Consider the following 23,279-nt stretch of genomic DNA (forward strand, 5'->3'; position numbering starts at 1 on the left):
ATGACCAACTCCGGCGAACGCAAATCCCTGCCCTTACCGGGCGGCCATCGGAAGGTTTTGCTGCATTCGTGCTGCGCGCCGTGTTCCGGGGAAGTCATGGAAGCGATGGTCGCTTCGGCGATCGATTTCACGATCTTCTTCTATAACCCGAACATTCATCCGCGCAAGGAGTACGACCTGCGCAAGGATGAAAACATCCGTTTTGCCGAGAAATTCGGCATCCCGTTCGTGGATGCCGACTATGATCGCGACAACTGGTTTGCGCGCGCCCGCGGCATGGAGAACGAACCCGAGCGCGGCATTCGCTGCACGATGTGCTTCGACATGCGCTTTGAGCGCACTGCGCTGTACGCGCACGAGCACGGCTTTCCGGTGATGAGCAGTTCGCTTGGCATTTCGCGCTGGAAGAATATGCAGCAGATCAACGACTGCGGAAAACGCGCGGCCTCACACTATCCGGAACTGTTGTATTGGGAATACAACTGGCGCAAGGGCGGTGGTTCGGCTCGCATGATCGAAATCAGCAAGCGCGAGAATTTTTATCAGCAGGAATATTGCGGATGCGTCTATTCGTTGCGCGATACGAACGCGCATCGCATCGCGACTGGGCGCGAGCGGATCAGGCTGGGAGCGTTGTACTATGCGCAATCTTCAGCGGAGGAGAAGGGCGTGCAGCCTGCGGCGCTGCCCGATACTGATGCTTCATCGCCGGGATGACGCCATCCCACGTTATTGCGCAACCCAATTCACGGCGATATCGAACGCACGAGCGTTGAGAGCGGGATCACGGGCGGGATGCAACTGGCCTTTGCCGATGCCGTACTGCATTCCGCTGCGCTGACCGCGATCAAAGAAGCTGCGATGCTGGTCGCGACCAGCAAGGGACTCGAATACATCAATGACACGGGTGGCGCGACCTTCGCGGAAATCGACGCATTGCAGACGCACTATGCCGATCTCTGCCGCCTTTATCTGTTCGTTCCGGGGCCCGCCATGGAACGCGCAGCGGCCGTAGTGAAAGCGGTGTTCCGGACGCGGCACGAAGTCAGTTCGAGCTACGTAGATGTTTGACCGGTCGGGAGCCTGTTAGCCGCCGTCGCTCCGACATCGGTGCTCCGCTCACGCTGATAGCCACAGTCACGCCGCCGGCTCCGGCAGTTCATGCACCGAAAGCCGACGTCATTGCCGAGAGTCTCGATTGGCCGTAACGGGTGGTGGATTCAACCGGTCGATCCGAAACGGCGTGAAGGTAGGTGATGACGTAGGTCTTCGCGCGGACCGAAACTCGACAGCGATGTTTGCTCGCGATACGAGCCGGCGGCTAACTGATGTTCGGCTGTCACTGCGCCGCGCTCGCTGCGCACGTCCGGCGATTTCACCGCCATACGCTATGAAACCCATCGCGGTCGTATTGCACGGCCCGACCAGCGCCGGAAAGAGCAGCCTGGCTGCGCGCGCTCCGGGACAGTTCGGACGTGCCCGTGTTTCACATTTCGCTGGACGCGTATGCCGAATTGTCGCGCAGGCGTGACATGCGACCGGACGAAGCGCTCGACCAGGCGCTCAGACATCATCCTCTGAATCTGCAGTCGACGCTCAGCCGCGTTGCGGCCAGTCATTTCGACATCGTCCTCGATCTCGTCCTTCGGGATACACCCGCGCTGGACGCGTGCATTGCTGCACTGTCACCTCGCCGTACCAGCGTCGTTGGCGTTTCGTATCCGTGGGCCATTCTTGAGCAGCGGGAACGTGCGAGGCCGGATCGGGGAGAGGGAATGGCCAGATCCCAGATCCCAGATCCCAGATCGGCCCCCCTGCCTGTTCACGGCCGTACTCGATGCGCATCGACACGTCGACATGCAGCCCGGAGGAAGGCGCCCACCGTATCCGGGCCCACCGCGACGAACGGGGCGCGTGATTGCGCGTGAAGTGCGACGCGGATGCGCTCAGGCACCGCAGCGGCCATTCCGGAAAGCCCCGCGATGTATCAGCGAACCTTTCCGGTTGAAGGCTCAGGAACAGGAGAAGGTGCTGCAGCCAGCGTCGGCTGCAAGACGTCGCCGCGCCCGGCCGACGTTCCCGCGTGTTCCACCGAACCGTGCGCGGCCGGCAACGCAACCCGCACATAAAGAAACGCGCGCCGTTCGCGATCGGGCAGCACTTGCGGCCCGTAGCTGATCCTCACCGCGCCGTCGTCGATCTCACCGGCCTGCGCGAAACGCCACGCGCCGGGATCGCTGTCGAGCAGGAATTCGGCGCGTGCATACGCGTGCGGCTCGAACAGCTCGGGAATCGCCACGGTCCGCCCGTCGAGCTTGTCGAGCAACGCTTCGACGACGTTGAAGCCGTAGCCGTCGCGCACGATGTCGCAGATGAAGCTGCCCGCGATGCGCGGATTCAGTTCGATCACGTGCGGCACGCCGTCGTGCACGATGCAGTCGAGATGCACGGGCCCCCACGTGAGCCCGGCGGCGGCGGTCGCACGCGTGCCGACGTCGATCAGCGCGCGCAGCGTATCGGCGTCGAGATCGAGTTCGGACGTATAGCCGCGTTCGAGAAAACCGGCGCCATGCCGCTTCAGCTTGCGCAGCGCGCCGACATAACGGCCGTCGAAATACTCGACGCAGTATTCGCTGCCCTCCAGGAATTCCTCGATGACGACACGTTCGGTCGCAAGCGACGGCGCATCGGCCTGCGCGGCGACGAGCGCGTCGAGTTGCGTACGGACTTCAGCGATGTCCTCGCACCGCCGCACGCCGTCACTCGCCGAGCCTTCCGACGGCTTGACGACGACCGGAAAGCGCAACGGCGTAGCCGCCGCCGCGAGCGCTGCCGGCGCGGCCAGCGTGCCCGCGACGAACTGCGCGGCCGGGATGCCGTGTGTGGCGAGCAGCGCCTTCTGGTTCGACTTCGACACGGCGTGCGCGACGTGCCGCGCATCGGGGCCGGGCAGGCCGAGCGCATCGGCGACCCATGCGGCGGTGCGCGCATAGGTGTCGTGCGCGGTCGTCACGCGCAGCGTGTCGATCTCGTCCGGAAAGCGCGTGCGCAGCCAGCCGGCGAGCCGGCCCGCGTCGGGCTCGAGGTTGACCGTCTCGACGCTGCCGGGAAACACGCCGTCGAGACGATGGCCGGGCGCGGTGATGACGGTCACGGCCACCTGGCGTGCAAGGGCGGCGCGCACCAGCGCGACGCTGCTGCCGGTGGCGCGTGCGCCGATCACGATGAGTCGCTTCATGAAGAATCCTTGATCGAGGACGGAAGAAAGGCGCCGGCTAGCGTGCGCGCCGGCGCAGGCGTTGCGCTTCGAGGCGCGGCAGCAGGTGCTGGACGACGCGCGGCAGCGTATAGATCGGCAACTGTGCGCACGTGAACACGAGCGCCATGGTCGGCGTCGCGGCCAGCCCGAGCGCGGCCCACATCAGCCCGACGTTGCGATTGGCGACGATCAGCGCAACGTTGAGCCGCGTGCGGACGTCGCCGGGCGTGAGCCCGTAGGCGAGGATCTGGAAACCGGCGTTGACCGCGAACGCCAGGGCAATCGCCGTCAACGCGCGGTGCGGCGCGTCGATGATCGACTGCTGCATGCCGGCCATCGTGCCGAGCGCGAACACCAGCAGCGCGACGACGACGATCGCATCGATCGGTGTCGCAAAACGGTCGAGCCGCGCGCCGGCCACGCGCCGCACGAGCAATGCGACGCCCTCGGCGCTGCCGATCAGCAGCGCGAGCCGCAACGCGAGACTCAGCGGCGAGATCGCCACGGCCGCATCGTGGCTGAACCAGGCCGTCAGCAGTGGCGCGGTCAGCGGCACGAACACCATCGACGCGAGGGTGGCGACGAGCGCGACACTGGCGTCGAGCGACAGCATGCGCGCGATCGTCGACGTGCCGCTCGACGGCGGCGCGCAGTACGCGATCACCAGCGCGACCACCCAGTCGTACGGCATGCCGGCGAGCCGTGCGGCGATGCCGAGCGCGACCGGGCACGCGATCATCGTCATGGCAGGCAGCAGCACCGACACAGCCGGCCGCCGCGCGACCGCGCGCACGGCGCTCGGTTCGACGCGCAGCAGTGTGCCGAGTACGAACAGGAACACGGTGACGGGCATCAACGGCCGCGCGAGATCCGCGAGCGGCGGCACCAGCAGCCCGAGGACGACGCCACATGCGAGCACGGTCGGCCCGCGCCGCACCAGCGCAGCGATCAGCGCGCGCACGGGCGGGCCTCGGAGCGGCGGTGAACGGGGGTGAAGCCGGAGCAGACGGCGGATGGCATGCGGATTCCTCGGAAAAGGCGCGGCCGGCACGGAATATCCGCTAGGCTAATCCGGATGATGAGCGAAGTAAAATGATATAAACTGAATCAGTAACAAGAGAAAGTGATATGAACATTCCTCTGCTCGAAACCTTCCGGGCCGTCGTGCAGGAAGGCAGCGCGTTGCGCGCGGCCGAACGGCTCGGCTGCACGCAGTCGAACGTCACCGCGCGGCTGCGCCAGCTCGAAGAGTCGCTCGGCGCGCCGCTGTTCGACCGGCACGGCAAGCGACTGGTGCTGAACGATGCCGGGCGCCGGCTGATACCGTACTGCGACCGCATCCTGCGCCTCGTCGACGAAGCGACGCAGGTGGTGCGCGACACGCCGGTAGCACGCAGCTTCCGGCTCGGCTCGATGGAAAGCACGGCGGCCACGCGGCTGCCGGCGCTGGCCGCCGCGCTGACGGCGCACGATCCGGCGCTCGGCCTCGTGGTGCAGATCGGCAGCGAGCCGGATCTGGCCGATGCCCTGTTGCGCGGCCGGCTCGACGCCGCGCTCACCGCACGCGCGATCGTCAGGCCCGGGCTGCGTTACGAGCCCGCGTTCGCGGAAGACATGGTGCTGGTGAGCGCGGCCACGGTCACGCGCCGGCAGCTGCTGGCCGACAACGCGGTGCGGCTGCTCGCGTTTCACGACGGCTGCCCGTATCGCGCGGTCGCGGAGCACTGGCTGAAGGCGCGCGGCGTCGCGATCGAATCGGTGTCGTCGTTCGGCACGTTCGGCGCGATCCTCGGCTGCGTGGCGGCCGGGATGGGCGTTGCAATCCTGCCGAAACGGATCACGACCGAGCACGTGGCGCGCAAGGAGTTGCGCACGCATGCGTTCGACGATCTCGACAGCGTGACGACCTACCTCGTCACGCCCGACGAAACGCCCGCGTTGCCGGAGCTCGACGTGTTGCGTACGGTCATCGGCCGGCAGGCGGGCGCGCTGCTCGCCCGCTGATCCGGGCGAGCCGGCGCGCCGCGCCCGCCGCGTCAGGCCGGTGCGACCGCGTGTTCGTCCGCGAAGAAATCGGCCTCGATTTCGCGGATCCGCCGGCAATCCTCGAGCAGCCGCTCGAAGGTCGGGCTGTACAGGCCGACCGTGCCGAGCGCCGTCTCAGGTCGGTGGTCACGCGCAGCGTGTCGCCGACCTTGATCCATTGCTTGAGCCCGACGAACGACGGCAGCGCCTGGATCGCCTGCCACGTGAAGTCCTGCCGCAGCACGCCGTTGCGCGACGACAGCAGCAGCACGTGCCCGCAGTAGCCGCGAAAATCCGTCGGCGCGACGGCGTCGCCGAACAGCCGCTCCGGATGCAGCACGGCTTCGACGGCGGCCGACACGTGGTTCTCGCCGCTGACTGCGCTCGTCAGCCGCGGATCGAGGCTGCCGTGCAACCGCGCATTCAGCTCGACGATTGTCGGGCCGTCGGCCGTATCGAACAGCTCCAGATGGGTCGGCCCGAAGCGTACGTCCAGCGCGTCGAGCACGTCGGCCGCATAGTCGAGCAGCGGCGCATAGCGTGGATCGGCGTGGTTCAGCACCAGCATCTTGTCGAGCCGCGGCGCGTGCGTGCGGTCGCGATGCACTTCCCACAGGCTGACCACGCGATGGCGGCCCTCGAAGGATACCGAATCGACGATGTATTCCTGCCCCTCGGAATAGCTCTGGATCACGATGTCGTCGTTCGGCTGGTTGTAGAGCGAACGGGTGGCCAGCACGTCGCGCGCGGCGGCTTCGACCTGCGCGAGCGTCCGGCAGATCTTCACGCCCGTGACGCCCGCGCTGCGCGCCGGTTTCACCACGAGCGGCAACGTGCCTTGCGCGCGGGCCCATTCGACCGCCTCGTCGACCGACGTGCTGTGAAAGTGCGCCGGCGCACGCAGGCCGGCCTCGCGGATGCGTTCGTTCATCGCGAACTTGTCGCGTCGCGCGGCCGACGTCGCGAGCGGGTTGCGATACGGCACGTCGAGCCGTTCGGCCAGCGTGTCGGCCAGCTCCAGCGCGGCGTCGAGGCCGTGCAGTACCGCGCCGATCCGCAGGTCGCTCAGCTGCGCGAGCGTCGCGTCGATGTCGCCGCGATGCTGGATCTGGCGGATGTAGTCGGACGGCACGAACTGGTTCAGGTAGATGTCCGGCAGATCGGGGTCGCTGATCACGTGTGCGCAACGAATGCCGTACGCACGAAACGCGGGCGCCAGGTAGGCGGCGGTCGACGCGCCGTCGACGATCAGGACGGTATCGATGAAGCGATGCTGCATGGATTCCTCGCTCGGCTGGGGGATCGGTGAAAGGGTGTCGGTCGAAAGCGGTTCAGGCCCGTGTGGCGGGATCGGGGGCGTCGCCGGGCCAGCGCGCGGCCAGCACGATGCAGACGGCGATGAGCGCGGCCGCGACGGCGAACGCGCGCGACGCGCCGGCCACGATCGCCGCGCCCTGGCCGGCGACCAGCGCGCCGAGCGCGGCGACACCGATGGCGGCGCCGACCTGGCGCGCGGTATTGAGGATCGCGGACGCGGTGGCCGAGCGGCCGGCCTCGACGCTGCCGAGCATCGTCGACGTCAGCGCGGGAATCGCGATGCCGCCGCCGATCGCCATCGCCGCGAGCCCCGGCGCCAGCAGCGCGTAGGGCGTGTGTGCGGCGAGCGTCTGCCACAGCCACACGTAGCCGGTGAGCGACACGGCGAGGCCGACGACGACGGTCGCGCGGAACCCGTACCGGACGGCGAGCCGCGCGCTCGCGAGGTTGGCGAGCATGATGATCGTGAGCGGCGCGAGCGCGAGCCCCGATTCGGTCGCGGTGAAGCCGCGACCGCTCTGGAAATAGAGGCTGAGCGAGAAGATCAGCCCGTAGAACGCCGCATTCGTGACCGCGCCGATCGCGAGCACGCCCGGCACGCGCGCGATCCGGAAGAACGCGAGCTGCAGCATCGGCGCGGCCACGCGCCGTTCGATCGCCACGAACAGCATGCCGAGCGCGGCCGACGCGGCCAGGGCGCCGGCAGCATACGGGTCGCCAATGCCGTGGGCGCCGGCGCGGATGATCCCGCCCGTGAGCAGCCCGAGCACGAGCACCGCGACGATCTGGCCGGCCGGATCGAACAGCCGCGTGCGTGCGGCGGCCGAATCCTGCACGTGGCGCAGCGTGAGCCACAGCCCGATCGCGCAAATCGGCAGGTTGATGAAGAAGATCGCGCGCCAGCCGAGCGAGTCGATCAGCAGGCCGCCGAGGGTCGGCCCGGCCGCGCTGATCGCACCGCCCGTCGCGCTCCACCACGCGACGGCCTTCACGCGTGCGGCGGCGTCGTGGGCGCACGCATGCGTGATGAGCGCGAGCGACGTGGGCAGGATCATCGCGGCGCCGACACCCTGCGCGACCCGCGCGGCGATCAGCGCCGCCAGCGACGGCGCGAGCGCGCAGCCGAGCGACGCGAGCAGGAACAGCAAAAGACCGTAGGCGAACAGCCGCCGGCTGCCGAAGCGGTCGGCCAGCGTGCCGGAGGTCAGCAGCAGCGCGGCGAACGACAGCGTGTACGCATCGACGATCCACTGCAGCCCGTGAACGCTCGATCCGAACGCGTGACCGAGGCTCGGAATCGCGACGTTGACGACGGTCACGTCGAGCTGGACGATCGCGAAGCCGAGGCTCGCGGCCGCGACGGTCGGGAGGATCGCGCGCAGCGACGTGCGTTGAGGCGGCGCGGCGGCCGTCTGCGTGCGGTCGAGCGCGTGGGCCTGGTCGCTCATCGGGCCTCCCCGGGCGTGCGGGGCGACGGGCGGCACGCCGGCAACGACGTGTCGTATCCGGAATGATCGAAGGAGCAGCGGCGCGGCGGGGGGTATCGATTCATCTGGCGGGTTCCCGTATGTCGGACGAAGGGCGCCGGCTGCCCGTCGGGCAGCGGTCGCATCGTCGAGTCCGACAGAAAACTAGCATCGACCCGCTGGCGAAGACAAATAATAAGCAGCGATTTTTTAACAAGTATTTGTGTTAAAGACCGGTGCGAACGACGCGAACCGGCCACGGCCGCGTTGCTGAACTTATATCGATAATTTTTGTTTGCAATCGAATTAATATCATTTCTCAATGCAATGACGGTCTCCTAGTCTTGTCGAGCGCTTCGCACCGAGGACGGCAGAGCGCGGCGGTGGTGCCATACCGCTCTTCGACCCAAGATCTTTATACGAGAGACCTATGACCTATCTCGCAGATGAACGCATCGCTTTGACCGCAGTGGAGTCGGCTCACATTCGCAAGACGCTCGGCGCGCTGGGCTACGACCCGGCCGGCGGCGCCGGCTATATCAGCGCAGTCCGCAAGCTGGCCTACAACGCGTTTCCCGACCGGATCGTCGACGCATTCGATCGCGCGAAGGCGCCGACCGCGGACGCGCACGGCTCGATCGAGATCGACAACCTGCCGATCGACGACGGCGTGCAGGGCAGCCCGCGGTTCGAGGAAACCGGCCGCTCGTTCAAGGCCGGCGTGCTGAGCGAGAACGTGCTGGTCGCGCTGAGCACGCTGGCCGGCGAGCCTTATTCGATCGCGCACGAAGGCCGCGAGCTCGTGAACAACCTGACGCCGCACAAGACGAACGCGCGCGACTATACGGGCCTCGGCTCCGAAGTCGAGCTCGACTTCCATATCGAGAATGCCGCGCAGGCGCACATGCCCGAAGGCGACACGTCGCCGTTCGCGCTGCTGCTGCTCGGCGTGCGCAGCGAAGCCGGCGGCGGCCCGTACACGCGGCTCGCCGATGCGCGCCGTGCGCTGCAACTGTTGTCGCCGGACGATATCGCGCAGCTCTACGGCGAGCACTACATCATTCGCGTGCCGTACCGGTGGCGCGGCGCGGCGCCGACACCGCGCGACAACACCGACCTGAGCGCCGTGCTGTCGGGGCCGATCGACGCGCCGCGCGTGACGGTCGCGTTCTATCCGGACATGGTGCTGGCCGTCAACACGCGGGCGCAGGAAGCGCTGGCCAACCTGTATCGCGCGGTGCGCGAGGTGTCGTTCGGCGTGCAGGTGTCGCCGGGCAAGCTGGTGCTGATCAACAACCATTTCACGCTGCATTCGCGCGACCGCTTCGACCCGCAGTACGACGAGAACGACCGTGCGCTCCGTTGGGTGCAGCGCGTGTTCGTCGCGCGCAGCCTGTGGAATTTCCGCGCGTTCACGCCGCTGCAGGCGCGCGTGTTCGATCCGAAGGCGCTGTATGCGGGCGACGCGGTGCAGGCGAGGCAACCGTCGCGCGTCGTGCAACCGGTGCCGCAGCGCGCGGCCGAACTCGAGGCGACGCCTGCGTGACAAACCGCGCCGGCGGCGGCGTGCGCCGAACGTCGCGCCGCCGCCCCCCGTGCCTGCTTCACGCATCATCGAATAACAAAGGATTCCGGAAGACATGAGAAGAACCGCTTTTCCCGTTGTACACATCGCCCGCGTGCTGGCCGCCATCCTGATCGCCGGGCACGTTGCCGCCGCGCAGGCCGCGCAGGCCGCGCCGTTCGACCTGAGCCCCGAGCAGCCGGGCCGGCAGCGCGGCGCCGTGAACCCGGCGGTCGAGCAGGCGTTGCCGGGCGGCTTCAAGTTCGCCGAAGCGAATACGCTGACGATCGGCATCGCGCCGAACCTGCCGCCGCTCAGCACCTATGCGACCGACGCGCGCACGGTGGTCGGTTTCGATCCCGATCTCGCGCAGCTCATCGCGGACAGCGTCGGCCGCAAGCTGAAGATCGTGCCGCTCGCGTGGGCCGACTGGCCGCTCGCGCTGCAGTCCGGCAGGGTCGACGCGGTGATCTCGAACGTGACGGTCACCGAGCAGCGCAAGGAGAAGTTCGACTTCTCGACCTACCGCAAGGATCAGATCGGCTTCTACGTGAAGAGCAACAGCCGGCTCGTCGCGATCCGCGAGCCGAAGGATGTTGCCGGGTTGCGCGTCGTGACCGATTCGGGCACGAACCAGGAAAAGATCCTGCTCGAATGGAACCGGCAGAACATCGCGCGCGGCCTCGCGCCGGTCGAGATCCAGTATTACGCGGATGCCGCGGAACGCTGGGTCGCGCTGCAGTCGGGCCGCGTCGACACGATCTTCAGCGTGAATTCGATGCTCGCGTACCAGGCGTCGCTGCGTGGCGATGCGAAGCTGATCGGCACGGTCAGCGGCGGCTGGCCGCGTACCGCGGACATCGCGATCACGACGAGGAAGGGCAGCGGCCTCGCCGGGCCGCTGACGCTCGCGATCAATGGGCTGATCGCGAACGGCAGCTACCGGAAGGTGCTCGGCCGCTGGAGCCTCGATGCCGAAGCGGTCGACCAGTCGCAGACCAATCCGCCGGGGCTGCCGCGCACCTGAGTGCCGCACGCGGCGCCGCTCACGTAATCGGCCACTGCAGGATCACGATCCCGTCGTTGTAGTCGCGGTCGGCGCCGTCCTCGGCCCCGAGCCAGCCGAGCCAGACCGTGTCGCCGGCCGACAGCGGCGCGAGCCGCGCATCGGTCGCCGATTTCCTGCCGTTGGCCGACGCGTCGATCCGGATCCTGCCGCCTTGCGAGTTCAGCGTGAACTGCCTGACGCCATCGTTGCCGTTGCCGGCGAACGACGCGGCCGGCTCCGGTGCGTCGTCGATGAACAGCTTCAGGTCCTGCCGGTCGGCGGCATTCGCGTAGAAGGTCGCCTTGAAAGCGGTATTCGGCGGCAGCGTGAAGTGGCCGTTGCGGTCGGACGACGGCTTGAAGCCGGGCTGTTTCGTGTCCGGCTGGCTGCCGGCGATCTCGATCGTCGTTTCCCAGCGGAAGTAGCCCGATACGGCGCCGTCGCGATCGAGCACGGCGAAATCGGCCGTGCAGGTGGTGGCACCGGCGGCCAGCACGTCGCTGCGCCAGACATGGTCTTTCATCGGCCGGCACGACGGATGAAGCAGGTCGTCGCCGTCCGGTACCGGCACGGCGGCATCGCGGATTTCCGCTTCGATCGGGGCGACGATGCCGGCGTCCTTCAACGCGAACCGGACGAACAGCACGCTCACTTCGGCGCGCAGCGCCAGCGCGGTTTCGCGCAGATGAAGCTGGTCGCCCGGCGCCAGGCCGGCAAAGAGACGGTTGTCGTTGTGGCCGACCTGCCCGGTCTCGCCGGGGCTCAGCACGTAGATGTGCCGGCCGTCGATCACGGTCGGCGCGTTGGCGTCCCGGCTCGCATCGGGGTAGGCCGACAGCAGCGTGACGGCGTCGATGACCGCGAGGACATCGCAACGAAGACCAGACATGAGCACCTCCTCCGCAACAAGGGAGCGGCACGGGCGGCCGCCGCGCGGCCGCCCGCGTGCCGCGATCAGTTATGGATCGAGATGAACGGATCCCACGAGAAGCAACCCTGGATCTGGCAGTTGCGGTCGATGATCTGGAACTGGAAGTGGTAGGTCACGCGGCCGACCTTCAGGCATTCCGACGACCAGTAGTAGTTCGCGACTTTCTGGCAGGTCGGCACTTCCGGCTTGCTGGTGTTCGGCACCGGGATCGACGCTTCCGCGACCCGCGGCGTCGGCGTCGAGATCAGGTCGTTGCCGACGTTGCCGATGAACTTGTAGAACACCACCTGGTTCTCGAAGCCCAGCGACAGGCTCGTTTCGCGCCAGCGGATCAGGTCGCCGACCTGCGCTTTCAGGTCGAGCTCGCCGCCCGCCTGCCCGGAAATGACGTTGTCCTGGTTGGTCACCATATAGACGTAACGCCAGTCGATCAGCGTCGGGGTAGCCGGGTTCTTGCTGGGATTCGGATATTTTTTGAGAATGGTTTCGGTGTCGAACGAAACGAGCACATCGGTTACGCGTGACATGGAAGCTCCCGTTTTAAGTAATGGGACTTATCGTTGCGCGAATTGCTTCGTGCGGTCGCCATCGCCTTGTTCTGCAAGGATTTGTGCCCGATTGGGCCCGTGCTTGAGCGACGGCGAATCCAGATTATCCCGTTTGAATATTCGTGGAAGCTGTAAAGGTAAACAGGGTCGTTAAAATATATTCATTTGGTAATTTTAAAATCGGAATCAATCGATTCGATGCGTTACATAAATATAACGGCATCGAATACGTTAATTGATGGGGCGATTATTTTCCGGGCAGGGGAGGCCGCTTACCGGTAGGTCCAGAACCGGTGCAGCAGGAACGTCGTCGGCGGGATCAGCAGCGCGATCGCGACGACGCTCATCGCGCGCGACATGTCGAGCGCCGCGGCGCCGCGCGCCAGCAGCAGCGTTTCGACGAACCCGGCGAGCGTGACCGCGAGGAAGCGCGTCGCGTTGCGCGCGCGTACCGTCGACGAAAAACTCCACAGCGTATTCGCCAGGTACGAGAACGCGGTGGCGCAGACAAACGCGACCGCGTTCGCGGCCACCAGCGTCGCATCGAGCAGCGCGAACATCGCCGCCGCAACCAGCGTGTGAATCGCGGTCGAGCAGAGCCCCGACACACCGAAGCGCACGAGCCTCGCGCGCTCGGCAGCGAGCAGGCCGATCATGGTGCCCGCGCGTCAGCGCGCACCGACCCGCGCACGGACCGGCTGCACGCGCCGGCGTGCGGCCAGGCGGCGCGCATCGCGTGAAACCGGCAGTTCGATCACCTTGCCGTGCGCCTGGTAGCGGCGGCGGATCAGGTAGACGGGCCGTTGCTTCGACTCGTCGTAGATCCGCCCGACATACTCGCCGACGACGCCGATCCCGATCAGCTCGATGCCGCCGATGAACAGCGTGACCGAGATCAGCGACGCATAGCCGAGCACCGGATTGCCGAACAGCAGCGTGCGCAGGATGATGAACGACCCGTACAGGAACGCGAGCGCGGCGATGCCGAGGCCGATGTAGGTCCAGCTGCGCAGCGGCACGGTGCTGAAGCTGGTGATGCCCTCCAGTGCGAAATTCCACAGCTTCCAGCCGGAAAACTTCGAGTGCCCGGCGCTGCGCGGATCGCGCTGGTATTCGACGATCACGGTCTTGTAGCCGACCCACGCGAACAGCCCCTTCATGAAGCGGTGCCGCTCGGGCAGGTTGCGCAGCGCATTCACGACCTTGCGGTCCATCAGCCGGAAATCGCCGACGTTCTCCGGCAGCTTCACGTCCGACAGCAGGTTGTGCACGCGGTAGTAGATCGCGGCGGCGGTGCGCTTCGCGAACGAATCGCACGCGCGGTTGCTGCGTTTTGCCGCCACGACTTCCGCACCGTCGCGCCAGTGTTCGATCATGACCGGAATCAGGCTGGGCGGATCCTGCAGATCGGCATCGAGCGGGATCACCGCGTCGCCGGCGGCTTCGTCGAGGCCGGCCGTCAGCGCGGCCTCCTTGCCGAAGTTGCGGGTGAGATCGATCACGCGCACGCGCCGCTCGGCGGTGCTGATGCGGACCAGGCGTTCCAGCGTGTCGTCGCGGCTGCCGTCGTTCACGCAGACGATCTCGAAGCGGATTGCGTCGATGGACGTCAGGAGTGGAATCACGACGTCGAAGAAATGCTCGACGGCCTCGCCTTCGTTATAGAACGGCACGACCAGCGAGACGAGCGGCGTGTAGATGGATTCCCGCATGATGATTCCCCTTGTAATGTCGCTTCACCGGCCGACGCCGATCGTCGGGCGGCCGGTGCGGCGCATTCCGTACGCCGGGCGGTGGTGTGACCGGGCCGGATGGGCGAACCCGGTATCGGTCGAGGTGTCGCGCGCGTCGGGCATCGACGGCACGTCGTGTCTTTCCTGTGCGATCCGGCTGACGAGCAGCGCGAGCGACGCGAGCGTCACGAGCGGCATGAACTGGAACGACAGGTGCGGTACGACCGCGAGGCCCGCGAGCGGCATCGGCCACAGCAGCATCAGCCATTCGCGATCGAAGTGGCGCCAGCCGCGCGTCCCCGCATAGCGGGCGTACCACGCGATCACGAGGCCGTACCACGTCAGGTCGTAGTCGTACAGATAGGGGCTGACGAGCAGGCAGGCGCACGCGAGGGTCGCGGCGCGCAGCGCGTACGAACATGCGCCGCGCCACGCGTAGACCACGGCAATCGCGGCAGCCGCGGCCGACAGCAGCTGCAGGCCGCGTGCAACGAGCGCGGGCCAGCCGGCCATCGTCGCGAGTGCAAACACGGTCGGCATGCGCGCGAGTTTCGCGTGGCCGGTGCCGACGATCGCATAGACGTTGGCGATCACGTGCATGAACGTGACCCACGGGGCGAGGCCGAACGCGAGCGTCGCGAGCACGACGCTGACGGCGAGCGTCGCGGCCCACGCGGCCAGCGCGCGCCATTGCCCCGCGCACAGCAGCGCGAGCGGGAACAGCACCGCGAGCTGGGGCTTCGTCGTCAGCAAGCCGAAGCAGATCCCGGCGACGACCGGGCGGCGGTTCAGCGCGAGCAGGCCGAGGCCGGCGAGCATCGCGGTGAAGAGGCTGGTCTGTCCGACGATCACCGTGAGGAAAGCGCCGGGGAATGCGAGGGCGCACAGCCACGCGGCATCGCGCTGCACGGTCGCGCGGATCGTCGCCGCGAACAGCGCGTACGTGACCGCGAGCCACAGCACGAGCGCCAGCGTGTACGGTAGCCAGCCGAGCGGCAAGACGAACAGCAGCATCGTGGGCGGATAGAGCCACGGCTGCGTGCCGTCCGCGAGCGTCAACGTCGGGATCGCAAGCTTCTGGACCGCGAACAGCGCGGGGAAATGCCATGCGTCGGCGCCGTGCCCGTGCGCGGCGAGCCATGCGGCGCTCCAGACCGGCGAAAAATCCGGCGACAGCGGGTCCGGCGCGCCGTGGTTCGACAGGATCACGCGGATCAGGTAGATGCCGATGAACAGCAGTTCGGTCAGCAACGCGGCGGCCGCATAGAGGCGTATGCGGTCGCGATTGAACCAGTGCGGGTAGCGGTGCGGGCCGGCGATCGGGAGTTCCGGATGCGCGTCAATGGAGGAATGCGCATGGCGGGCGAACGAAGGCGCTTTCATTGCGTGCTCCGTGACGCCAGTGCCGTGCGGCGCACGACGACGAACAGCACCGCGAGCAGCACGACTGGCCCGATCTGCGGCAGCTTCATCAACCGATTGAACATCTCGAAGATCGGCAACAGCCACGCGAGCACGAGGATGCCCTGGTCGCCGGGAAGCCAGCCTTCGTCGAGACCGTACGCGATCAGGCAAAAGACCGCGATGCCGAGCCACGTCAGTTCGTAGTGCCACAGATAAGGCGTCGTCAGCAGCGTGGCGACCGCCAGCACCGCGCCGCGCAGGCGCATGTCGTGCGTGCGACGCCACACGTTGACGGCCGCGGCGATCGCGAGCAGCGCGACCGCCGCCTGTGCGGCAAGCGCGGCGGCTACCGGTGCGCCCGCGAGCCGCAACGCGGCGAACGGCGTCGGCGACGCGAGCCAGTACGACGCGAGCATGAAATGCTGCTCGCGTACCGTCGACATCGCATGCGTCAACCCGTGCAGCGCGGCCGGGCCGGACAGTGCGACGCCGGCTGCCGCGAACAGCGTCGCGGTGATCGCCGCCGCCGCGAAGGTGCGCCACGCACGCGTCGCGATCAGCACGAACGGGAACACCACGGCCAACTGCGGCTTGATCGCGAGCAGCCCGATCAGCACGCCCGCCACGACCGGACGCTTGCCGAGCAGATGCAGCGCGAGCGCGGCGAGGCCGGCGGTCAGGATGCTGTTCTGCCCGAACAGTGCGGACATGCACACCGCCGAATACGCGGCGGCCACGAGCGCCGCGGCGCGCGGCACGGGAAGATGCGCGCGCAGTCCCGACAACCGCGAGACGGCGAACGCGTAGCATAAAAGACTGCCCGCGAAAAAGAGGAAGTAAGCGGGCAGGAAAGGCACAAGGGCAACCGGCGCGACGAACAGCAGCATCGTCGGCGGATAGAGCCAGGGAAGCGGCCGGTGTTGCAGAAACGCACCGAAGTGCGCGAACTCGGCCTGCACGAATGACGACGTGTCGTAGGCCGATGCGGCATGGCCTTGCAACACGAGATGCGATGCAGTCCAGAAGACCGAGAAGTCGGTGCCTGGACGGGCGATGGTGTTCGACGTGAAGCCGTCGGTCACGACGCCCCACACGACCACCAGTGCGATGAACAGCAGCAGCATGATGCAGCTGTATGGAATGATCCGGTCCGCTGTCAGCCATTGAGCACAGCGTATGGCGCGATCGCGCGTTTCACGATTGGCTGTGTACATGATGCCCCGTTTATCGTTTGGCTGCGAGGTCTGTCGCAGCCGTTTGATGTTGTCGTGCCTGCGGATCGAATCGCGTTGAAACGGCGTTGTCCGGTGAGTTCATTGTTGAAGAAAAAATCGCGTGATGCAAACCACGCATGGGCGGCCGGTCTTTAATGTGTTCAGCGATGCGCGTGAAAACCGCCGTTTCTGGTATGAAAAAACGCCGGCGCCAGGTTTCGTGTTTCTGGCTTGAAACATTCCGCGATTTTCACCGGGTTCGCATGCCGCCGATCCTGCGGTGCGCGAGCGGCGCCAGGCGTTCGGGAAAATCCCGAGAAAAAATTTTGTGCCCTTTGTGCAGCGCGACGACGGGCGTTCCGGGGGCCTCCGTTCGCGGGGGCGCCTATATCAAATTTGAAACATTTCGATCGTTGCGCCCCTGGCCCGGGGCGGCGCGGATCGCCGGAACCCTTGATGCACCTCGATTTCGCCCGAGATGGTCCGCTCTTTGCGTAAGCGTTGGCACGGCAGTCGACGACGGGATGACCGGCCGGTTCGGACAAAAGACACACGGAACCGGCTTTGGAATCACCTGCGGAAAAGATGGGCCGGAGCGCGTCGGGGAACATGCTGCTCCAGGTCGATGAACCGCGCGAAACGTCGTCGAGTGACCAATGAGACCCGATGTCTTCAGGGCAATAAAAATCGGCATGGCAGTACTTGGGGAATAAAAATGAAAGACCACTGCACATCGCGGATCGCAAGCCGCGTTAAAAACACATTGCGGCTTTGCCGGGAGTTCGTCTCCCGTTCAACTGGATTCCATGCGTCGAACGGCCGTCGTGCCGTTCCGGTCTGTCGGCATGCCCGGTTCATCCGGCTGGTCGGCCCGGCCACGCCTTTCTCGCGCTCCGTTTCACTGATACCCGTTCGCACGGACAGGGGTGTGCATCCCCGTTCCCGCAGCTGAGCGTCGCGTTCCGATTTTTCGTGTAGTGCCGGTGGTGCCCACCCCCGACGTCTTGATTGACGAAGGGAATTTCATAGTAGTCCGAAAGGAGAAAGCTCATGCCAAGAATCATCGAAAAGGTAGCCTGGTTCGTCGAGGATCAAGACGGTGTGACGGCCATTGAATACGGCCTGATCGCCGCGCTGATCGCAATCGGCATCATTGCCGCGCTGACGACAGTCGGCACGGATCTGAAGACCGTGTTCAGTACGGTCGCCGACGATCTGGACTCGGTAGTGGCAGCAATCTGATGAACGGTACGGCGAGCGGCTCCTCAGGATTGTTCGTCGGCACCACACGGCATCAACAACATGCCTCGACGTATCGATGCCGGATCATTCGATCCAGCCGGCACGCGAGGACTTTGAAAGTGACTACGCAAGGAGATCATCATGTCCAAGTTCATTCAACAAGTCAGCCGTTTCGTTCGCGATGAAGATGGCGTGACGGCCATCGAATACGGCCTGATCGCCGCCCTGATCGCCATCGGCATCATCGCCGCGCTGTCGACGGTCGGCAAGGACCTCAAGACCGTGTTCACCACGATCGCGGACGACCTCGATTCGGCGGTCGCAGCCATCTGATGGACCATGCCGTGGACGGCTCGGCCGGTGCAGTGCTCGAGCCGTCCCCGGCCATCCGATCAACCAGGAACCGGAGACCACCATGCAAGCCACGATGTGTGTCGTCCGTCGCTGGATCGCCGACGAGCAAGGCGTGACGTCGATCGAATATGCGTTGCTCGCGGCGATGTTCGCCACCGCAGTGCTGGGCAGCGTCGTCACGCTGAAAGGCTCGCTCGCCAATACGTACGAGGTGATTGCAGCGGCCGTGACGTCTGCGGTAACCACCGCGCTGGCAATGGTTTCCTGATTCAACGATTCGATCCGAGAGGTTCGCCATGTTACCTGTTGCGCCGCCTTACCCGGTCCCGTTGTGCGTGACGTTGCTCGCCGTCGCCGCGGCCAGCACGGACATCGCAAGCCGCCGCATTCCGAACCGTCTCGTCGCGGTCGGGCTCGTCGGCGCGCTGGTCGCGCAGTGCATGCTGCACGGCGTCCTGGCAGGCGCACTCGGGTGGCTCGCAGGGGCGGCGACCGGCTTCGGCCTGCTGCTGCCGTTCTATCTGTTGCGCGGGATGGCGGCCGGCGACGTGAAGCTGATGCTCGCGATCGGCGCATGGGTCGGGGCGGAAATGACGTTCTACATCGTGCTGGCCACGTTCCTGGCCGGCGGGATAGGCGCCATCGCGTTCGCGCTGCTGCGCGGCCGGATGCGCCAGATGTGGGCGAACGTCCGCGCGCTGATCGCGCGTCGTTCGCAAGGGGCGCACGCGGAAGCCGCCGGCGGCCCCGTGGAATTCGCATCGGTCGGCACGCTGCCGTATGGCGTGGCGATCGCGGCCGGCACGCTGGGCATGTTGTTCGTGTCGTGCGCATAGCGCGACGCACAAGCAACGAGGACGGAGCGATCATGAACACGAATCACACCGAACCGAGACGCGACGCGCAGGTGGCGCACCTGCCCGATCCGCTGCCGTCTCGGGAAGCCCATACGAAACTGGGCACGCAGTTGCCGACGGCGCCGCGCACGCTCGAGGAAACCGGGCTGAGCATGACGTTCGTCGCCGGGCTCGTGCTGAAGTCGACGCTGGTGCTCGGCCGCCCGTCATACGGCGACCTGGTCGAGCGGCACTGCCTGCCGCTCGCGGTCCTCGACGACGTCTTCGCCTTCCTGGTGCGCGAGCATCTCGTCGAGCTCACCCATCGCGGCGCGACCGATCTCGACGTGACGTTCCGCCTGACCGACGCGGGCCGCGTGCTCGCACTCGAGGAACGGGCGCGCAGCGGCTACAGCGGCCCCGCACCGGTGACGCTCGACGCGTATCTCGAATGCGTGGCCGCTCATTCAGTGCGCAAGCTGCACATCGGCCAGAACGACGTGTGGGCCGTGTTCGAAGGCATCGTGATCGACACGTCGGTGCTCGATGCGGCGGCTGCGGCACTGAATGCCGGCCGTCCGCTGCTGATCTACGGCCCGGCCGGCAGCGGCAAGACCTTCCTCGCCGAACGGCTCGGCTCGCTGATGCACGGCCACGTGCCGGTGCCGCACGCGATCTGCGCGGCCGGCGAAGTGATCCAGATCTACGACCCGCTCGTGCATGTCGAGGTCGGGCAGCCCTCCGGCAACTGGTCGATCGATCGCCGCTGGCGCCTGTGTACGCGGCCGGTCGTGATGTCGGGCGGCGAACTGACGCTCGATGAGCTTGATCTCCGCCGCGACGAAGCCGCCGGCTTCTATCAGGCGCCGCCGCACATGAAAGCCAACATGGGCATGTACGTCGTCGACGATCTCGGTCGCCAGCGCGTCGAGCCACGCGACCTGCTCAATCGCTGGCTGCGCCCGCTCGATCGCGGCGTCGACTTCATGACGCTCGAATCCGGCAACCGCTTCGTGATGCCGTTCGATGTCTGGCCGGTGTTCTCGAGCAACCTGTCGCCGGAACAGCTCGGCGACGACGCGTTCCTGCGTCGCCTCGGTTCGAAGCTGCACGTCGGCGCGATGTCGATCGACGACTACCGCGCCGTGTACAACGCGGCCTGCGCATCGCTGGGGCTCATCTCCGCGAGCGATGCATTCGACTACCTGCTGCATCGGCTGCATCTGCCGACCGGCAAGGCGTTTCTCGCCTGTTTTCCTGCGGACCTGCTGCGTCTCGTGGCCGCCGGCGCGCGGTATCGCGGTGATCCGCCCGAAGTGACGCACGACGCACTGTACGACGCATGGGCGAGCTATTTCGGCGCGGCACCCGAACGTGACGGCAGCCATCCGCCGCCCGTCGAGCGCGGTGGCCGCACGTTCGTTACCGGTTGAGCCGTTTCTTTCACGAATCGTCGAGGAGCATTGCCATGAAAAACAGTCGAGCGGTCATGATGCTGGTCGTCGCGATGGTCGCGGGTCTTGCCGCGGTCGTGTTCGCGTCCCACTGGCTGGTGCAGACATCCACGAATTCGGTCACGCCGGTCGCGGTGGCCACCACCGACCTGAACCTGGGCGAACCGCTCGGGCCGAACCAGATCCACCTGGTCAACTGGCCGTCGGGCAGCGTGCCGACGGGCGCGTTCACCGATACGAAAGCCCTTGAAGGGCGCGTGGTGCGCACCAGCCTCTCACGCGACGAGCCGGTGATCGAGTCGAAGCTCGCACCGGTCGGCACCAAGGGCGGGTTGTCCGCGGTCATCGCCGACGGCAGCCGCGCGATTACGGTGCGCGTGAACGACGTGGTCGGCGTCGCGGGCTTCGCGCTGCCGGGCAACTACGTCGACGTGATCGTCAACACGCAGGAACAGCAGGGCAAGACCGACGGACAGAGCATCTCCAAGATCGTGCTCGAACACATCCTCGTGCTCGCCGTCGCGCAGCAGGTCAGCCGCGACGACACCGCACCGAAGGTCGTCAACGCGGTGACGCTGGAAGTCACGCCCGACCAGGCCGAACGGCTCGATCTCGCGCGCAGCGTCGGCACGCTGTCGCTCGTGCTGCGCAACCAGGTCGACCAGAAGACGCTGAACACCGACGGCGCGACCAAGCTGACGCTGCTGGGCAAGGAGCCCGCACCCGAAGCGCCGCCGGCACCTGTCCATGTACGGACGGTCCGCGTGCACGTCGCATCGCACGCGGCGCCGGAAGCACGACGCGACTGCGTCGGCGTGCTGACGGGCGTGAAGGGCAGCGTCGAGTGTTTCTGAAACAGATCAATACAGCCAGACAAACAGATCGGCCGCCGGCAACGCGCGGCGGCCTTGGAAGTCGATAACCGGCACGGCGCCGGTCTCTCGGGGGATCAGACGAAATGAAGATCAAACCGCAACGCACAGGTACGAGCCCACTGCGGACACGCGTCGCACGGGGCACGATGATGGCCGCGATCCTCTGTTCGGGATGGCTGACCGTTTATGGCGCACTCGCGCAGGAAGGCGTCGAGTCGGCCGTGCTGACGAAGGGCGGCGCCAGCGCGCCGGCCGCCGTCGGCAAGGGGCCGATGCAGATGACGATCAGCATGGCGCCGGTGCCGGCCGCCGCGCCCGCCGCCTCGGCGGGGCCGCTGCGCGGGCCGAACTGCGTCGGCGCCGTGCGCGAGTCGACCAGCGTCAGCGTGCCGCTCGGCAAGTCGCTGCTGGTGCCGATGCCGGAGCCGGTCCGCAATCGGACGATCGGCAACCCGGCCGTCGCGCAGGCCACGATGGTGTCGCCGCAGACGCTGTACATCCTCGGGCTCGCGGTCGGCACGACCAACATGATCGTGCAGGGCAAGAGCGGCGCCTGCCGCGTGATCGACGTCGCGGTCGGCGCGGATGCCGGCGGCCTGCAGGCATCGCTGCTGCAGCTGATGCCGAACGAGCGCGACATCCACGTATCGACCGCGGCCGGCACGATCGTGCTGGCGGGTACCGTGTCGAGCTCGCAGGCTGCGCAGCAGGCCGTGCAGATCGCCCATGCGTACGGTGACAGCGCCAGCGACCCGGCAGCGGGCGGCAAGGGCGGCGGCGGTGTGCTGAACATGCTGAACGTCACGTCGCCGCAGCAGGTGATGCTCGAGGTGAAGGTGGCCGAGGTGTCGAAGACGCTGATCAACCAGATGGGCAGCGCGTTCAACATCCAGGGCGGGTTCGGTTCGTGGAGCGGCGCGCTGGTCAGCAACCTGCTCGCGGGCGTGGCAAGCGGCGCCGTCTTCAACAAGGCGAACAACAAGCCGTTCAGCATCGCGGCCGACGCGCAGAACACCGACAACCTCGTCAAGATCCTCGCGGAGCCGAACCTCGTGACGATCAGCGGCCAGGAAGCGACGTTCCTCGCCGGCGGCAAGATCTTCATCCCGATCCCGCAGAGCAGCGGCAACGGCACGTCGTCGATCACGCTGCAGGAAGAGGAGTTCGGCGTCGCGCTGAAGTTCACGCCGACGGTGCTCGCCAACGGCCGGATCAGCCTGAAGGTCGCGCCGGAGGTGTCGGAGCTGTCGCAGACGGGCGTCACGCTGAGCGCGACCAACATCGGCGGCACGTCGATCCTGCCGCTGATCACGACGCGGCGCGCCTCGACGACGGTCCAGATGAGCGACGGCGAATCGTTCGCGATCGGCGGGCTGATCAAGGACAACGCGACCGGCGCGCTGAAGGCGATCCCGGGTGTCGGCGAAGTGCCCGTGCTCGGCGCGCTGTTCCGCAGCACGTCGTTCCAGCAGGACCGCACCGAGCTGATCTTCCTGATCACGCCGCACCTGGTGAAGCCGCTGTCGACCGCCGATGTCGCGCTGCCGACCGACAGCTTCTCGAAGCCGAACGAAGCCGACGTGTATGCAACGGGCAACATGGAAGGCCGCGGCGGGGTTCGCAAGGCAGGCGCACAGCCCGCGAACGGCGCAGCAGCTGCACCGCAGGCTCCGGCCGAGGCTCCGGCACCCGCGCCGGCTCCGCAATCGGAAGCGCCCGCCGGTCCCGCCGCCGCGCTGCCCGCGCCGCGCGCCCCGCAAGGTGCCGACGCGCAGTCGCCGGTGCTGGCCGAGCCGCACAAGGTGCCCACGCCGGTGGTCGCCACCGTGCCGCAGCCCGACACGTCGAACGCGGCGCGCATCGCGAACATCGAAGCCACCGCCGCGCGCCTCGCGGCAGCCGGCCCCGATACGCCGGCCAAGCCGGCGGCGCGGCCGAAGCACCGGGTGCCGGCAGCGCAGGCGCAGGTCGCGCGTGCGGGCGCCGAACCCCAGTCCACCGATCGTTGA

Annotated in this window: 23 protein-coding genes; 13 read left to right on the forward strand and 10 right to left on the reverse strand. The window is 66.9% G+C overall.

Annotation, left to right across the window (positions count from 1 at the left end):
- From BLA15945_RS11240 to BLA15945_RS38030, 3 genes are all read left to right on the forward strand, one after another.
- Complete coding sequence (locus BLA15945_RS11240; protein ID WP_174992420.1) at positions 1-717, forward strand: epoxyqueuosine reductase QueH; 717 nt, start codon at positions 1-3, stop codon at positions 715-717.
- Between the two features lie 78 nt (positions 718-795).
- Positions 796-1,071, forward strand: a complete 276-nt coding sequence (locus BLA15945_RS11245; RefSeq protein WP_174992357.1) for a hypothetical protein — start codon at positions 796-798, stop codon at positions 1,069-1,071.
- A gap of 377 nt (positions 1,072-1,448) precedes the next feature.
- The gene (locus tag BLA15945_RS38030; protein ID WP_407045099.1) at positions 1,449-1,928 is read left to right on the forward strand and encodes a phosphotransferase-like protein; all 480 of its coding nucleotides are present in this window, start codon (positions 1,449-1,451) and stop codon (positions 1,926-1,928) included.
- 59 nt (positions 1,929-1,987) lie between these two features.
- Here the strand turns inward: BLA15945_RS38030 and BLA15945_RS11255 are convergent, their stop codons facing one another.
- Positions 1,988-3,238 (reverse strand): ATP-grasp domain-containing protein, encoded by a 1,251-nt coding sequence (locus BLA15945_RS11255; protein ID WP_174992359.1) that lies wholly within the window; start codon positions 3,236-3,238, stop codon positions 1,988-1,990.
- A gap of 37 nt (positions 3,239-3,275) precedes the next feature.
- Positions 3,276-4,220 carry a hypothetical protein gene (locus BLA15945_RS11260; protein WP_174992360.1) on the reverse strand — a complete coding sequence of 315 codons (945 nt, stop codon included), beginning with the start codon at positions 4,218-4,220 and terminating at the stop codon, positions 3,276-3,278.
- Positions 4,221-4,387: 167 nt separating this feature from the next.
- Between BLA15945_RS11260 and BLA15945_RS11265 the strand changes: the two genes are divergently transcribed.
- A complete protein-coding gene (locus tag BLA15945_RS11265) occupies positions 4,388-5,263 on the forward strand; it encodes a LysR family transcriptional regulator (protein WP_059241380.1) in 876 nt (291 codons plus the stop codon).
- Here BLA15945_RS11265 and BLA15945_RS11270 read toward each other — a convergent pair.
- A complete protein-coding gene (locus BLA15945_RS11270) occupies positions 5,226-6,563 on the reverse strand; it encodes an ATP-grasp domain-containing protein (RefSeq protein ID WP_233464194.1) in 1,338 nt (445 codons plus the stop codon). The two genes, BLA15945_RS11265 and BLA15945_RS11270, sit on opposite strands and share 38 nt — an antisense overlap.
- A 52-nt stretch (positions 6,564-6,615) precedes the next feature.
- Entirely contained in the window at positions 6,616-8,049 is a 1,434-nt protein-coding gene (locus BLA15945_RS11275; RefSeq protein ID WP_174992361.1) for an MFS transporter, read from the reverse strand.
- A 448-nt stretch (positions 8,050-8,497) separates the two neighbouring features.
- Here BLA15945_RS11275 and BLA15945_RS11280 point away from each other — a divergent pair, with 448 nt between their 5' ends.
- Together BLA15945_RS11280 and BLA15945_RS11285 are read left to right on the forward strand one after the other, a co-directional pair.
- On the forward strand, positions 8,498-9,613 hold the full coding sequence (locus tag BLA15945_RS11280; RefSeq protein WP_174992362.1) for a TauD/TfdA family dioxygenase: 1,116 nt from the start codon (positions 8,498-8,500) through the stop codon (positions 9,611-9,613).
- A gap of 94 nt (positions 9,614-9,707) precedes the next feature.
- A complete protein-coding gene (locus BLA15945_RS11285) occupies positions 9,708-10,658 on the forward strand; it encodes an ABC transporter substrate-binding protein (RefSeq protein ID WP_174992363.1) in 951 nt (316 codons plus the stop codon).
- Positions 10,659-10,677: 19 nt separating this feature from the next.
- Here BLA15945_RS11285 and BLA15945_RS37645 read toward each other — a convergent pair whose 3' ends face one another.
- The 6 genes from BLA15945_RS37645 to BLA15945_RS11315 form a co-directional block, all read right to left on the reverse strand.
- Positions 10,678-11,568, reverse strand: a complete 891-nt coding sequence (locus BLA15945_RS37645; RefSeq protein ID WP_081052094.1) for an AidA/PixA family protein — start codon at positions 11,566-11,568, stop codon at positions 10,678-10,680.
- Between the two features lie 65 nt (positions 11,569-11,633).
- Positions 11,634-12,137 (reverse strand): inclusion body family protein, encoded by a 504-nt coding sequence (locus BLA15945_RS11295; RefSeq protein ID WP_174992364.1) that lies wholly within the window; start codon positions 12,135-12,137, stop codon positions 11,634-11,636.
- A gap of 293 nt (positions 12,138-12,430) precedes the next feature.
- Entirely contained in the window at positions 12,431-12,814 is a 384-nt protein-coding gene (locus BLA15945_RS11300) for a GtrA family protein (RefSeq protein ID WP_174992365.1), read from the reverse strand.
- A 12-nt stretch (positions 12,815-12,826) separates the two neighbouring features.
- On the reverse strand, positions 12,827-13,870 hold the full coding sequence (locus BLA15945_RS11305) for a glycosyltransferase family 2 protein (RefSeq protein WP_174992366.1): 1,044 nt from the start codon (positions 13,868-13,870) through the stop codon (positions 12,827-12,829).
- 24 nt (positions 13,871-13,894) lie between these two features.
- On the reverse strand, positions 13,895-15,274 hold the full coding sequence (locus BLA15945_RS11310; RefSeq protein WP_174992367.1) for a glycosyltransferase family 87 protein: 1,380 nt from the start codon (positions 15,272-15,274) through the stop codon (positions 13,895-13,897).
- Positions 15,271-16,509, reverse strand: a complete 1,239-nt coding sequence (locus tag BLA15945_RS11315) for a glycosyltransferase family 87 protein (protein ID WP_174992368.1) — start codon at positions 16,507-16,509, stop codon at positions 15,271-15,273. Before BLA15945_RS11315 ends, BLA15945_RS11310 begins: the two co-directional genes overlap by 4 nt.
- A 1,050-nt stretch (positions 16,510-17,559) precedes the next feature.
- Here BLA15945_RS11315 and BLA15945_RS11320 point away from each other — a divergent pair.
- The 7 genes from BLA15945_RS11320 (at position 17,560) to BLA15945_RS11350 (ending at position 23,279) form a co-directional block, all read left to right on the forward strand.
- A complete protein-coding gene (locus tag BLA15945_RS11320; RefSeq protein WP_059241390.1) occupies positions 17,560-17,751 on the forward strand; it encodes a Flp family type IVb pilin in 192 nt (63 codons plus the stop codon).
- 141 nt (positions 17,752-17,892) lie between these two features.
- On the forward strand, positions 17,893-18,084 hold the full coding sequence (locus BLA15945_RS11325) for a Flp family type IVb pilin (protein ID WP_059241391.1): 192 nt from the start codon (positions 17,893-17,895) through the stop codon (positions 18,082-18,084).
- 82 nt (positions 18,085-18,166) lie between these two features.
- Positions 18,167-18,373 carry a Flp family type IVb pilin gene (locus BLA15945_RS11330; protein ID WP_059241392.1) on the forward strand — a complete coding sequence of 69 codons (207 nt, stop codon included), beginning with the start codon at positions 18,167-18,169 and terminating at the stop codon, positions 18,371-18,373.
- A 28-nt stretch (positions 18,374-18,401) separates the two neighbouring features.
- A complete protein-coding gene (locus BLA15945_RS11335; protein WP_059241393.1) occupies positions 18,402-18,941 on the forward strand; it encodes an A24 family peptidase in 540 nt (179 codons plus the stop codon).
- Positions 18,942-18,973: 32 nt separating this feature from the next.
- Positions 18,974-20,374, forward strand: coding sequence for a hypothetical protein (locus tag BLA15945_RS11340; RefSeq protein ID WP_059241394.1), 1,401 nt, complete (start codon positions 18,974-18,976; stop codon positions 20,372-20,374).
- 35 nt (positions 20,375-20,409) lie between these two features.
- On the forward strand, positions 20,410-21,249 hold the full coding sequence (gene cpaB / locus BLA15945_RS11345) for a Flp pilus assembly protein CpaB (protein WP_059241395.1): 840 nt from the start codon (positions 20,410-20,412) through the stop codon (positions 21,247-21,249).
- Between the two features lie 104 nt (positions 21,250-21,353).
- Entirely contained in the window at positions 21,354-23,279 is a 1,926-nt protein-coding gene (locus BLA15945_RS11350; protein WP_059241396.1) for a type II and III secretion system protein family protein, read from the forward strand.

It is taken from the genome of Burkholderia arboris (genome assembly GCF_902499125.1).
GTDB lineage: Bacteria > Pseudomonadota > Gammaproteobacteria > Burkholderiales > Burkholderiaceae > Burkholderia > Burkholderia arboris.